Annotated in this window: 10 protein-coding genes; 9 read left to right on the top strand and 1 reads right to left on the bottom strand. The window is 54.3% G+C overall.

The genetic code is table 11. From position 1 onward, the window contains the following. The first annotated feature begins 8 nt into the window (after positions 1 to 8). The 4 genes from Q1L85_RS07110 to Q1L85_RS07095 all read left to right on the top strand — a co-directional run bounded on the left by Q1L85_RS07110 (position 9) and on the right by Q1L85_RS07095 (position 3,755). Complete coding sequence (locus Q1L85_RS07110; RefSeq protein WP_300424521.1) at positions 9 to 617, top strand: glutathione S-transferase family protein; 609 nt, start codon at positions 9 to 11, stop codon at positions 615 to 617. Positions 618 to 627: 10 nt separating this feature from the next. Then, a complete protein-coding gene (locus Q1L85_RS07105; protein WP_300424519.1) occupies positions 628 to 1,215 on the top strand; it encodes an NAD(P)H-dependent oxidoreductase in 588 nt (195 codons plus the stop codon). 272 nt (positions 1,216 to 1,487) lie between these two features. Then, complete coding sequence (locus Q1L85_RS07100; RefSeq protein ID WP_300424518.1) at positions 1,488 to 2,528, top strand: 2Fe-2S iron-sulfur cluster binding domain-containing protein; 1,041 nt, start codon at positions 1,488 to 1,490, stop codon at positions 2,526 to 2,528. 48 nt (positions 2,529 to 2,576) lie between these two features. Further along, on the top strand, positions 2,577 to 3,755 hold the full coding sequence (locus Q1L85_RS07095; protein ID WP_300424516.1) for an alkane 1-monooxygenase: 1,179 nt from the start codon (positions 2,577 to 2,579) through the stop codon (positions 3,753 to 3,755). Positions 3,756 to 4,054: 299 nt separating this feature from the next. Here the strand turns inward: Q1L85_RS07095 and Q1L85_RS07090 are convergent, their stop codons facing one another. Then, a complete protein-coding gene (locus tag Q1L85_RS07090; RefSeq protein WP_300432711.1) occupies positions 4,055 to 5,014 on the bottom strand; it encodes a helix-turn-helix domain-containing protein in 960 nt (319 codons plus the stop codon). A 216-nt stretch (positions 5,015 to 5,230) separates the two neighbouring features. On the opposite strand from Q1L85_RS07090, the gene Q1L85_RS07085 reads away from it, so the two are divergent. From Q1L85_RS07085 to Q1L85_RS07065, 5 genes are all read left to right on the top strand, one after another. Further along, positions 5,231 to 6,631 carry an ethanolamine ammonia-lyase subunit EutB gene (locus Q1L85_RS07085; protein ID WP_300424512.1) on the top strand — a complete coding sequence of 467 codons (1,401 nt, stop codon included), beginning with the start codon at positions 5,231 to 5,233 and terminating at the stop codon, positions 6,629 to 6,631. A gap of 7 nt (positions 6,632 to 6,638) precedes the next feature. Further along, positions 6,639 to 7,478 (top strand): ethanolamine ammonia-lyase subunit EutC, encoded by an 840-nt coding sequence (gene eutC / locus Q1L85_RS07080; protein ID WP_300424510.1) that lies wholly within the window; start codon positions 6,639 to 6,641, stop codon positions 7,476 to 7,478. Positions 7,479 to 7,512: 34 nt separating this feature from the next. Next, positions 7,513 to 8,961, top strand: coding sequence for an ethanolamine permease (gene eat, locus Q1L85_RS07075; protein WP_300424509.1), 1,449 nt, complete (start codon positions 7,513 to 7,515; stop codon positions 8,959 to 8,961). A gap of 159 nt (positions 8,962 to 9,120) precedes the next feature. After that, complete coding sequence (locus Q1L85_RS07070) at positions 9,121 to 11,397, top strand: ATP-dependent helicase (RefSeq protein WP_300432708.1); 2,277 nt, start codon at positions 9,121 to 9,123, stop codon at positions 11,395 to 11,397. Positions 11,398 to 11,544: 147 nt separating this feature from the next. Further along, a complete protein-coding gene (locus tag Q1L85_RS07065; RefSeq protein WP_300424505.1) occupies positions 11,545 to 12,030 on the top strand; it encodes a peptidylprolyl isomerase in 486 nt (161 codons plus the stop codon). Positions 12,031 to 12,142: the final 112 nt, after the last annotated feature.

Here is a 12,142-nt window from a genome sequence, read left to right as displayed (position 1 = left end):
ACGCCGCTATGAAACTGTACGACAATCCTCATGCACCTAATCCACGTCGCGTACGCATGGTTCTGGCCGAGAAAGGCCTTGAGTACGAAAAGGAATCACTGGATCTCGGCGCCGGGGACAACCTGAAGCCAGAATTCGCGGCCGTTAATCCATATTCCAAAGTCCCTGTGCTGGAATTGCCGGATGGACTTTGCCTGTCAGAAACGCCTGCCATCTGTCGCTTTATTGATGAAGCTTACCCAGAGCCGGAACTGTATGGCACTACCGCAAAAGAGCGCGCAATTATCGACATGTGGGATCACAGAATGGAATCCATGCTGTTATACCCAGCCCTGTTTGCTTTTCAACACATCACGGGCTTCTTTAAAGACCGCATGACGCCCGTCGAAGACTTCGGCCAGGAAAGCGTGCGCAACTTCCTGAAAGCCTTACCTGTGCTCGAAACCCAGTTGACCAACAACGAGTGGATCGCAGGCGGTCGTTTTTCCATTGCCGATATTACCGCCGTGTGCGCCATCGACTTTATCCGGATAGTGAAAGTCAGGATCGGTGATGAATATCCGAATATTCAGCGTTGGTACGCGGCGATGAAGCGCCGTCCTTCTTACTCAGCTTAAAACGGGGGACATGTCGATGCCGCAGTACGCGATTATCAGCACCAGCCACCGACCTGGCGCAGAAAGCCTGCGTTTGTCCGGTGAAATAAACCAACGTTTTTTTGAGGGCGAGGCCGATGTTATCGACCTGTTTGCCGCTGATCTTCCTTTCTGGAATGGCGAGCGCCAGGCCAACGACAGTGTGCTTGATGTTCAGGCCCGAATCAGTGCCGCGGATGGGCTGGTGTTTGTGGTACCTGAGTGGCACGGGATGGCGCCCGCAGGTCTTAAAAATCTCTTTCTCTGGTGCAATCACCCGCATTTTGCGCATAAACCGGCGTTATTAGTGGGAGTCTCAGCCTCAGTCGGTGGCGCATTTGTGATTGCCGAACTGCGTAGCAGTGGCTATAAGAATTCACGTCTGTTGTGGCTACCGGAGCATCTGATTCTGCGTAATGCCGGTGATCTCTGGAATGGGACGGCGGGCGAATCTGAAGAGTATCTGCAGCGTCGTGCGGCATACGCAGTCACGCAACTTAAGACATACACCGAGGCGCTGGCACCAGCGCGGGCCACACTGCTGGCTGGGTTGGACGATTTTCCAAACGGGATGTCATGAGCCCGCCCGGGCTTGACTCATATCAAGGCAATGGCAGTTTTACAGCCGTTCTCCAGCCCTTCATCCTGAGGGGCTGGCATGCATTCACCCGCACGCACTTTCCCTTAAAGCCTGAATTTCTCAGGTTTTCTTTGCGTTGTCTGCGCATATCCTGATCTGAAACTGAAGTCGTTTGCTCTATTGCTGCCCGGTTTTCTGGCCTGATATCACCTTCCCAATCATTTTTTGTATTGTAGGATTGTCCGACAATCTAACAATGATCAGGGCGAGACATGTTCGGGCTGTTTAAATCTGCAAAACCACACACGTTAACCATTGAAGGTGTCGGTGAGTTCACCGTTAACCCGAAAGAAACGATCTTAACTGCCGCGCTGCGTCAGGGCGTTCGCTTTCCTTACAGCTGCAAAGTGGGTGGATGCGCAACCTGTAAATGCAGACTGCAGGACGGCCAGGTCAAAGAATTAACCTCAGCGGCCTTTATTCTCAGCTCTGAAGATATCGAACAGAAATACATTCTCGGCTGCCAGTCCCAGCTGAAATCTGACGTGACGGTATATGTTGATGGCCTGTCTGATGGCAGCTCAGTTGCGAAAGCGCACGAAGGTGAAATCACCGCCATTGAAAAACTCACCTCAGACATCGTCAGCGTGACCGTCACTCTGGAAGAAGAGATGGCGTATATCCCGGGCCAGTACGCTCTGTTCTCAACACCGGGTATCGCGTCCGGCCCTCGCAGCTATTCATTTGCAACGCCGCCTCAAGGGAATTACGTACGTTTCTTTATTCGTGAAGTACCGGGTGGCGAAATGTCTGGCTGGGCGAATCATCATGCAGTCGTTGGCGATAAAGTCACTGTCGATGGCCCCTACGGCGATTTCTATTTACGACAGGACGCGGGTGAAAAGCGGGGCGGCGAAATGCTGATGATCGCTGGTGGTAGCGGTATCGCACCGGTACTGGCGATCCTCGAAGACGCCATGAACCACAAGATCGACCGCGATGTGACCTTCCTGTTTGGTGCCCGCACTGAAAAAGACCTGTGTGCGCTGGAAGATATTTCCCGGATTTCCCGCAACTGGTCCGGCCGCTTCCGTTTTATTCCCGTGCTGTCCGAAGAACCAGAAAGCAGCAGCTGGGATGGTCGTCGCGGTCTAGTTACGGACGTAATCCCTGAATTAACAGATATTTCGCAGACCTACATGTGCGGCCCGCCGCCCATGCTGGACGCTGCAGAAAGCTGCCTGAAAGAACTGGGCATGAGCAATAACGGAATCTACTGCGACCGGTTTACCGATCGTTCGCACACAAAATAAACCTTAAAAATAGCTTTTAAAAAAAGAACATAACGGAAGGAGAGTCCTATGTTCCACTATCTCAAATACTTTCTTTTTCACGCCATCGGCCTGCTCGCTGCAGCGGCGATGTTCCTGGGCAGCGACTGGATCATTTATGGTCTGATCGCCATTTTCGGTGGTTATATTGTGTTGGACGCCGTGCTGGGGGATGACACTTCAACACCAGCGTTTAAGCACCCAGGCATTCTCACAGTACAGCTCTGGCTGGCATTACCGCTGCTGTCGTTAATCGTATTTGCTTATTTCTGGCAGGTAAGTGCTGGCGATCTGTTTGGTCTGGGTGAAATGCTCACCAGCCTGACTGGCTACGATGTGCTGGCGGCAAAAGCCGAAGGCTCCTGGGTATCTGATCTGTGTGCTCTGATTATTACCGGTCTGATGATTGGCATGGTCGGTACCATTACGGCACACGAACTGACACACCGTACCTGGGACCCGATTTCTATGTTCGTGGGTCGTTGGTTGCTGGCATTCAGCTTCGACGTTGCCTTTGCTGTTGAGCACGTTTACGGTCATCACCGTTATGTGAGTACGACGAAAGATCCTGCGACTGCACCGCGTGGCCGCAACGTCTATTTCCATGTACTGGCATCGACTATTAAGGGCAACATCAGCGCACTGAAACTCGAAGCAGAGCGCCTGCGTAAAATGGGTCACAGCCCACTGTCGATCCGTAACTCGGTACTGCGTGGCTACGGCATGAGTGCAATCATCGTTGCACTGGCATTCCTGGCGGGTGGCGTGGAAACTATGCTGCTGTTTATTGGTGCCGGCCTGTTCGGTAAAGCCCTGCTGGAAATCGTGAACTACATGGAACACTACGGCATGGTGCGTAACCCAGAACTGCCGGTGCAGCCACGTCACTCATGGAACACCAACAAGCGCTTCTCGTCATGGACCATGTTCAACCTGACCCGTCACTCTCACCACCACGCACACGGTGAAGTGCCATACCAGGACCTGCGCCCATACCCAGAAGCACCGACCATGATCAATGGCTACCTGACTACCATCGTCGTCGCCCTGATCCCACCGCTGTGGCACCACCTGATGACGCCAAAAGTGCTGGAGTGGGATGAGAAATACGCCAGCGACGAAGAAAAAGTACTGGCCGCCGAAGCGAACCGTATCAGTGGCATTAAAGCGCTGACAGAGCATGGCCAGGTATCAGCTCAGCAGGCGTAAGCTTAAAACAGGAACATTGCTTAGATCGAAAGCCCCGGAAACGGGGCTTTTTTGTGCGTGATAGGTAAGGGAACACTGCCGGAATTATCTCAACCAGCGCATACGGCTTCTTCCGCTCAATTTCTGGGTTCTTATGGCACGCAAAACAAATCGCCCCGGATTAACGTGGAAGTGAAACTCGATATAGTCGCGGGGCTCGGTTTTGCTCTGTCGGCCAACGCCCCCATCATTGACCAGCGCCGAACGCATGCTGGTTTCAATAACTCAGGAAGTGTTCCCCAACGGACATTGTCTGACGATTAAAAAATCAATTCCCCACGAGACACCGTCTCCGACGGCATTTCGCCAAACAGCTTTTTATAGTCCTGCCCAAACTGTCCCGGATGCCAGAAGCCCCAGTCGGCAGCGATGGAAGAGACCGGGCGGCCATGGTTTTCTGGGTGACTTAATGCTCTGCGTACCTGATTCAGCCTGGCCGTACGCAGAAACTTTAATGGGCTGATACCCAGAATGCTTTCGAAGCTGTACTGCAGTGTGCGGCGGCTGACGTGTGTGAGTTCACACAGTTCCGTCATGCTTACCGGAGCATCCTGATTAATTTCCATCCATGCCTTAACCTTATCAACCACCGCTTTTCGGTGTGCATAGCTCGTGGCGGGTCTGCGCGCGGGAGTTTCCTGCTTAAGCAGATCCAGCAGTGTGGACAGAATCAGATGGCGCTGCAGTCGCTGGTGCAGCCCAGGCGTATCGGGGTTGACCAGATTGGCGAGAAGACGTCGCACCTGTGCCATCGTCTCTTCCGGAATGTTTAAGCGTGGGTGCTCGTGGAGGCTGAGACCACGCAGATCCAGCTCTTCGTTTTCCGCCGCGCTCAATAATGCATCCGTACGGATCACAAGGCCGTATATATCAAAGTTGTCGGGTGTCACGAGTTCAAAATCGCAGGCACCCGGACGGCACATAATCTGTTGTCCGCCAACATCGAGACCATTTATCCGGCAATCGGCAGGCTGCGCAGCAATACCTAGCCAGATGGCATCCGGCCATACATTGCACTGTTGGCGCAGCGCCTGGCTGGTGTGCTCCCGGAAGATCTGCAGTCCGTCGAGCGCTATTTCATCAATACGTCCGTAGAAATGACCACCGGACAGTTGGTCATACTCCTGTTGCCAGTCAGTAAGGTTGTGCGCGTGCAGGTCGGCGTCGTGAGCTTCTGTTGTGCTCGCTGATGGTGCGCTGCTTGTCTGGTATTGGTGCATTGTTCCGCTCTCCCAAACCCTTCCGGTCGGTCTTCATTCAATAGATGCGGCTATCCTAACCAGCTCAGAGGCCCGTGACATCAGCTTTCATGGCCTCTCCGAAAAGTTTGCCAAAATTTGATAGCCGTATGGAATGTCCCTCGCTCTGACTCATAGAGATAAGAGCAACTTCTGTTCCTCCTGACGACAGTGAGCGATACAGCGCGAAGGAAAACTATGAAATACAGCTACACCGCAGGAACACGCACCTGGCATTTCAACGACCTGGCCGAAGTCATGGCGAGAGCGACACCGGCCCGCAGCGGTGACCGCCTTGCAGGCGTGATTGCACGCTCAGCCGAAGAGCGGGTGATTGCACAGATGACGCTCGCAGAGGTGCCTCTCAAACAGTTTCTTAATGAAGCTCTGGTGCCGTACGAAGAAGACGAAGTGACCCGCCTGATCATGGATGACCATGACGCACAGGCATTTTCTGCAATCTCGCATCTGACCGTGGGTGATTTCCGCAACTGGCTGTTAAGCGACATGGCCACACCTGAGGTATTAGAAGGTGTGCGAGCGGGTATTACACCCGAGATGGCCGCAGCGGTATCGAAGATTATGCGCAATCAGGATCTGATACTGGTTGCAAAAAAGTGCCATATAAAAACCGCCTTCCGCAATACCATCGGTCTGCCGGGGCATTTATCCACTCGTCTGCAGCCGAATCATCCCACTGATGATGTGAACGGTATTGCCGCCAGTATTCTCGATGGTCTGTTGTACGGTAACGGTGATGCCGTCATTGGTATTAACCCCGCGACGGATAATGTCGCTCAGGCGATTAAACTGATGAAACTGATGGATGAAGTCATCAGTAAGTACGAAATTCCTACTCAGTCGTGCGTACTTACCCATGTGACCAATACCATCGAATGCATCGAAGCCGGTGCGCCGGTTGATCTGGTATTCCAGTCGATAGGCGGTACTGAGGCGACTAACTCTTCATTCGGTTTCAACATTGCGACGCTCGCCGAGGCACAGGACGCGGCACTCAGTTTAAAACGCGGCACGGTGGGTAATAACGTCATGTATTTCGAAACCGGGCAGGGCAGTGCGCTCTCGGCCAATGCGCATCATGGGCTGGATCAGCAGACGTGTGAAGTCCGCGCTTATGCCGTCGCGCGAAAATTTAGTCCGCTGCTGGTGAATACGGTCGTCGGTTTTATCGGCCCGGAATATTTATTCGACGGTAAAGAAATTATCCGCGCCGGTCTCGAAGATCATTTCTGCGCAAAATTACTCGGCCTGCCAATGGGCTGTGACGTCTGTTACACCAACCACGCGGAGGCCGATCAGAACGATATGGATAACCTGCTGACCTTGCTGGGTGTGGCTGGCTGTTCCTTTGTCATGGGTATTCCTGGCTCTGACGACATTATGCTGAATTATCAGACCACGTCTTTCCACGATGCGCTGTACGCCCGACGGGTGCTAGGCAGTCAGCCCGCGCCTGAATTCGCCCATTGGTTGGCCAAAATGCAGATTATGGGAGATGCCTTTGTATTGAATGACGCACTGCCCGACGCATTTGCACGTTCACTGAATTCACTGCCTCCGGCCTCTGGTCAGCACTGAGGGTCTGATGATGAAAAATAAATCTACCGGCTTTGCAGATAATCCAGTGGTCGAAAACCCATGGCGTCGTCTGCGTGAGTTTACCGATGCGCGCATTGGTCTGGGGCGGGCGGGAGTCAGTCTGCCAACCAACGAATTACTCGAGTTTCAGTTATCGCACGCCCGTGCGCGTGATGCAGTGCATTTTCCGTTGGATTTTGAGGGGCTTGTCTCTGCGATTGAATCCTCTGCCGGCATTCCGGTAACGGATATCCACCGGTTGCAAAGTCGTGCCGACGACCGGATGACGTATCTTCAGCGTCCTGATCTCGGACGTCGGTTGCACTCTCATTCCCGGGAAATTCTGCAGCATGATCTCGCCACTAAAGGAGAGGTGGCAGGCGAGTATGACCTCAGTATTGCCGTCGTCGACGGCCTGTCGTCGTTAGCAGTGCAGCAGAATGTCGTGCCATTTCTCGAAACACTGTTACCACAACTTAACGATTTTTCTCTGGCGCCGCTCTGTGTTGTTGAACAGGGACGGGTCGCCGTTGGCGACGAAGTTGGTGAGCTGCTTAATGCCCGCTGTGTGATGGTTCTCATTGGAGAGCGTCCGGGGCTGAGTTCTCCAGACAGCCTGGGACTGTACCTGACCTATCAACCGCATGTTGGCCTGACTGACGCAGCGCGTAACTGCATTTCAAATATCCGCCCGGCGGGCCTTTCATATGTGGAGGCTGCGCGTCGAGCGGCCTATCTGCTGAATGAATCACGACGCCTGCGTCTGTCCGGTGTGAACCTGAAAGACCGCACGCAGGACGATGTCGTTGAAACCGTTTCCGGAAATAAGAATTTTCTTATTTCCTGATTTATATCTAAGTTCTCACAGGGGAGAGACTCATATGTCAAACACCAATATTAATCAGGAGTATCTGGCTAAGCGCCAGCTGAAAAGAGGAACCGCAGGTTGGATTCTGCTTGCGGGTCTGGGGGTTTCGTACGTTATTTCCGGTGATTTTGCCGGTTGGAACTTCGGTCTAGCAGAAGCCGGCTGGGGTGGCTTCGCGATTGCGGCCGTTCTGATGGCCATTATGTATTTAACGCTGGTGCTGTCGTTAGCAGAAATGTCTGCTGCCATTCCTGCCGCGGGGGGCGGTTACTCGTTTGCGCGTCAGGCGATGGGCCCGGCGGGCGGTTATTTAACCGGGCTTGCGGTGTTAATTGAATATGCACTCGCACCGGCGGCCATTGTGATATTTATCGGTTCGGCCTTCGAAGAACTGACCGGGTTAAATGGCCCCTTGGTATACGCCGGGTTCTATCTGGTGTTTATTGGTATTCACCTGGCTGGTGTCGGTGAGGCATTAAAAGTCATGATGGTGATCAGTGCTTTGGCTGTCTTCGCTATTCTGGCAACGGCGGTTGCTCTGATCGGTGATTTTGATGCCAGCCGTCTGTTTGATATCGCGCCGACAGCGGCAGCGGGTGCCTCTGAAGTACTGCCATTTGGCTGGTACGGTGTGTGGGCTGCTCTGCCGTTTGCGATGTGGTTGTTCCTCGCGGTTGAGGGTGTTCCTCTGGCGGCGGAAGAAGCGAAAAACCCAGCGAAAGATGTTCCTAAAGGTATTATTGGTGCCATGGTCTTCCTGCTGTTCACCGCTCTGCTTGTGGTCGTGCTGCTGGCTGGCGCTGCAGGCGCAGAAGCCATGGGTGGCAGTGCAGTACCATTAGTCGACGCCCTGAAGGTCACCGGTAATGAAAATCTGGCGACTGCGGTTAACGTTCTTGGTCTTGCAGGCCTGATTGCGTCTTTCTTCTCCATCATCTACGGCTACAGCCGTCTGGTTTTCGCACTGTCCCGTGCGGGTTACCTGCCGCAGGCGCTGTCTGTGACCAGTGAGCGCAAAGTACCTTCGCGTGCACTGATCGTTCCTGGTGTTCTCGGGTTCCTGGCTTCTCTGAGTGGCGAAGGCGACCTGATGCTGGCCATGGCCGTTGTTGGTGCCACCGTGTCTTATGCACTGATGGCGTTGAGTCACATCCTGCTGCGCATCCGTCAGCCAGAGATGGAACGCCCTTATAAAACTCCGGGTGGCGTCGTCACGTCAGCGATTGCTCTGGTGTTGTCGCTTGTCGCGCTGACCGGTGTATATGCGTTTGATCCTCGTGCCTTCTTCTACACCGTCGTGCTGTTTGTGATCGGTGCGGCCTACTTCTTCGGCTACAGCCGCAAGCATCTGGTGGCTAAAACCGCTGACGAGGAATTCGCCATGCTCGAAGCGGCTGTCCATGAGCTGGATGATGCTCCGGCAGACACCTCGGGTGCGGCAATTCCGAAAGCCGCTTCCTGATTCCGGTCAGTATCCGCTGACCAGCCTTTCCCGCTAGCCCCCGCCCCGGTGACTCTGTCCCGGGGCGGGTTTTATTCTGCGTCTGCCACCCTCTGATGCAATTGCATCTCACGTAAGTGCTCCGTACCATGCCGGTTCAATTTCAGGAGTCACTTTCCTTTGGCTATTACCCGGTTAACCCACGAACAGCAGGCAGTCGTCGCACACCGCAACGGGCATGCGCGGGTGATTGCGGTGGCCGGAGCAGGAAAGACCTCAACACTGACGCACTTTATTCAGGCACGACTGGCTGACGGTGTGCCAGCGCGCAGAATGCTGGTACTGATGTACAACAAGGCCGCGCAGGAAGATTTCCGCGTGCGCTTGTCCGGTCTGATTCAGGGGGCGGCGTTACCTGACGTTCGTACCTTCCACTCCCTCGGTTTGCGCATTTACCAGTCGCTGATACAGCAGGGTGCATTGCCGGCTTATGAAAGTAAGATTCTCTCTGACGGCGAGATTGAAGGCGTTGTCTGGCGTCTGCTGCAGGAGATCGCTGATGACGATACCCGTCAGGATATTCTCTCTCAGCGCCGGAAGTGGGTTGAGCCAGCAGTCGCTTTTATTGATCTGGTGAAAGCGGGGCTGAGTCCGGCCGCCGATGTATATGAACAGCAGGACTACCCGGCGGCGTGCAAAATCTTCGTAGAGCTGTTTTATCGTTTTGAAGACTGGCGCCGCCAGCAGCGTCGCATCAGTTACTCTGACATGATTTACGACCCTGTGATGTGTTTCCGCTCGCACCCCGAGGTCGCGGACAGATTCTCCGGCCACATGCAGTGGATACTGGTGGATGAGTATCAGGACATCAACGAAGTTCAGCAGAGCCTGCTCAGTACGCTGCACGGCGGCCGTGGTTCGGTGATGGTCATCGGTGATCCGGATCAGACCATTTATGAATTCCGCGGATCACGCCCCGAATTTATTGTGCAGCGTTTTGAGCAGGAGTTCGGCCAGGTCTCGACCTACCAGTTACCGCATACCTTCCGCTACGGGCACAGGTTAAGTCTGCTTGCTAACCATCTGATTCATCACAATCGCGAACGCGAACCCGTCACCGGCCTCTCACACAGTTCCACGCCCAGAACCCGGATTGCCCTTCATCCGGCGGCAAATGAGGCCGCTCTGACGCTGAAAATCATCGAAGATGAACTCGCACAGCGCGAGGCGTCAGAAATAGCTGTGATACACCGGGTCTGGGCGCTGTGTGCTCCTGTTGAGCTGGCGCTGCTGAAAGCCGGGGTACCGTACCAGCTGGATCACAGCCAGTCAGTGCTGGAACGCTGGGAGTTAAGAATATTCTGGCTGCTGCTCGAAATCGCGTCCGGCAGTTTTGCCAGACGCAGCCAGAGCGCCCGCGAAGAAAGCTGGCTGCATATCCTTACGACGCCTTTTCCTAAGATCCGCCGGGCGGACCTGGAGGCCACCGCACGGCGCGTGGCGGTAGCAACAGATCATTTTGGAGAGGCTTTGCTGGCGGCAATTCCTGAAGGCATCAGCCAGTGGCAGAAACAACAGCTGGAGGTCAGGGCGCAGTTAATTGCGAGTGCCGAAACGGCAGATATGAAGGCCTGGCGACTGCTGAAAGATTACATGGATCTGACGGAGTTGGAGAAAGGCATCGAAGACGCTGCTTTCTCGGCTCAGCAGACCGAAGATCGTTTGCAGACGATCAAGGCCTTTCTCTGGTTTGTCCGTGATACTGACCTGAACTGCGAAGACATGCTGGCCCACTGGAAAGACCTCCTGGGTCGCCTGAAAGAGCAGCGGCGCAAGCCGCAGCAGGGCGTGGTTCTGACCTCTGCGCACAAAAGTAAGGGCCGTGAGTGGGATGTCGTGATTGTTCCCGGGTTGAACGCCCACTTTTTCCCTTATGCGCCTGAAGGCGAGTTTATGACGCCCGCCAGCGTCGAAAGTGAACGCCGCCTGCTGTACGTCAGTATGACCCGGGCGAGGAGTCAGTTGCATCTGATGGCCCCCTCCGGCAAAGCGACGAATCCTCAGGACCGCGACAAGGCCAGTATGTTTGAACGCGAAATGGCCTTTACCCGCACACAGGACCTGATGACCGCTGTAGAGTCAGAAGCCGGATCGGTTGCTCTGCGGGTGACCGATGGGCCGGTGGCAGACTGGCTGCCTGCCTATCTTGAGCATCTCGGGGCTGCTTCCTTAAAGCTGACCATGGCAACCCCGGCTGCGCCTCCGGCAACCGTGTCGCGAACGGGAGGCGTGGTGGAGCGTAAGTTTGATCAGGTCCGGCGACTACAGCACGAGACCTTTGGTGAAGGGACTCTGATCAGTCTCGATGATAGCTATATCAAGGTCCGGTTTGATGGCGAGAGCAGGGTGCGGACTCTGTCACGTTCTGTGGTTGAGCCTCTGATCCGTTTTCTCTGACGGGCTGTTACTCAGTGGCAGGCTTGTTATACTGGCGCCACACCGTAGAGACCGGCCGCTGTCCCGGAAGTCCTCCCTTCCTCACGTCGCCTTTGCGTTTCGCATTCTCCAGCCCGTGGGGCTTCACTGAACAAAACAGGACATACTATGACCATTGCACAGCACAAAGTCGTAACCATTCACTATAAAGTCACTGAAGTAGCCAGCGGCGAAGTGATTGATTCGTCTGAAGGCGGCGCACCTATGACTTACCTGCACGGTGCCCAGAACATTATTCCGGGTCTGGAGCAGGCACTGGAAGGCAAGCAGCCAGGTGACGAGTTTGAAGTCACTGTGGCCCCTGAAAATGCCTATGGCGAGTACAGCGATGAGCGCATCCAGCAGGTTCCTGTTGAAGCATTCCAGGGCGTTGAAAAAGTTGAGCCTGGCATGGCATTTACTGCTCAGACTGAACACGGCCCGATCAACCTGATCGTGACCGAAGTAGATGAGACCACAGTAACGGTTGACGCTAACCACCCGCTGGCTGGCAAGTCACTCAAGTTCGAAGTAAAAGTTGAAAGTGTTCGTGAAGCCAGCGAAGAAGAAGTCGCGCACGGCCACGTGCACGGCGAAGGCGGTCATCAGCACTAAGTGTCGCTGGATTGCTATTCAAAGAAAGCGCCTTCGGGCGCTTTTTTTATTTCCTCTGTAATGACTATGCAAAGTTGCCAAAGCGTTCAGAAAGACAGTTTGAGGCGGTTTT

Source organism: uncultured Thalassolituus sp. (genome assembly GCF_950066645.1).
GTDB lineage: Bacteria > Pseudomonadota > Gammaproteobacteria > Pseudomonadales > Oceanobacteraceae > Thalassolituus.
The sequence above is the reverse complement of the archived record's forward strand: the minus strand, read 5'-3'. Positions and strand labels throughout refer to the sequence as shown.

What these genes read in the sequence shown, in the direction of transcription:
- Q1L85_RS07110 (WP_300424521.1), top strand. Translation starts at nt 9, where the DNA reads ATGAAACTGTACGACAATCCTCATGCACCTAATCCACGTCGCGTACGC.
- Q1L85_RS07105 (WP_300424519.1), top strand. Translation starts at nt 628, where the DNA reads ATGTCGATGCCGCAGTACGCGATTATCAGCACCAGCCACCGACCTGGC.
- Q1L85_RS07100 (WP_300424518.1), top strand. Translation starts at nt 1,488, where the DNA reads ATGTTCGGGCTGTTTAAATCTGCAAAACCACACACGTTAACCATTGAA.
- Q1L85_RS07095 (WP_300424516.1), top strand. Translation starts at nt 2,577, where the DNA reads ATGTTCCACTATCTCAAATACTTTCTTTTTCACGCCATCGGCCTGCTC.
- Q1L85_RS07090 (WP_300432711.1), bottom strand. Translation starts at nt 5,014, where the DNA reads ATGCACCAATACCAGACAAGCAGCGCACCATCAGCGAGCACAACAGAA.
- Q1L85_RS07085 (WP_300424512.1), top strand. Translation starts at nt 5,231, where the DNA reads ATGAAATACAGCTACACCGCAGGAACACGCACCTGGCATTTCAACGAC.
- eutC (WP_300424510.1), top strand. Translation starts at nt 6,639, where the DNA reads ATGATGAAAAATAAATCTACCGGCTTTGCAGATAATCCAGTGGTCGAA.
- eat (WP_300424509.1), top strand. Translation starts at nt 7,513, where the DNA reads ATGTCAAACACCAATATTAATCAGGAGTATCTGGCTAAGCGCCAGCTG.
- Q1L85_RS07065 (WP_300424505.1), top strand. Translation starts at nt 11,545, where the DNA reads ATGACCATTGCACAGCACAAAGTCGTAACCATTCACTATAAAGTCACT.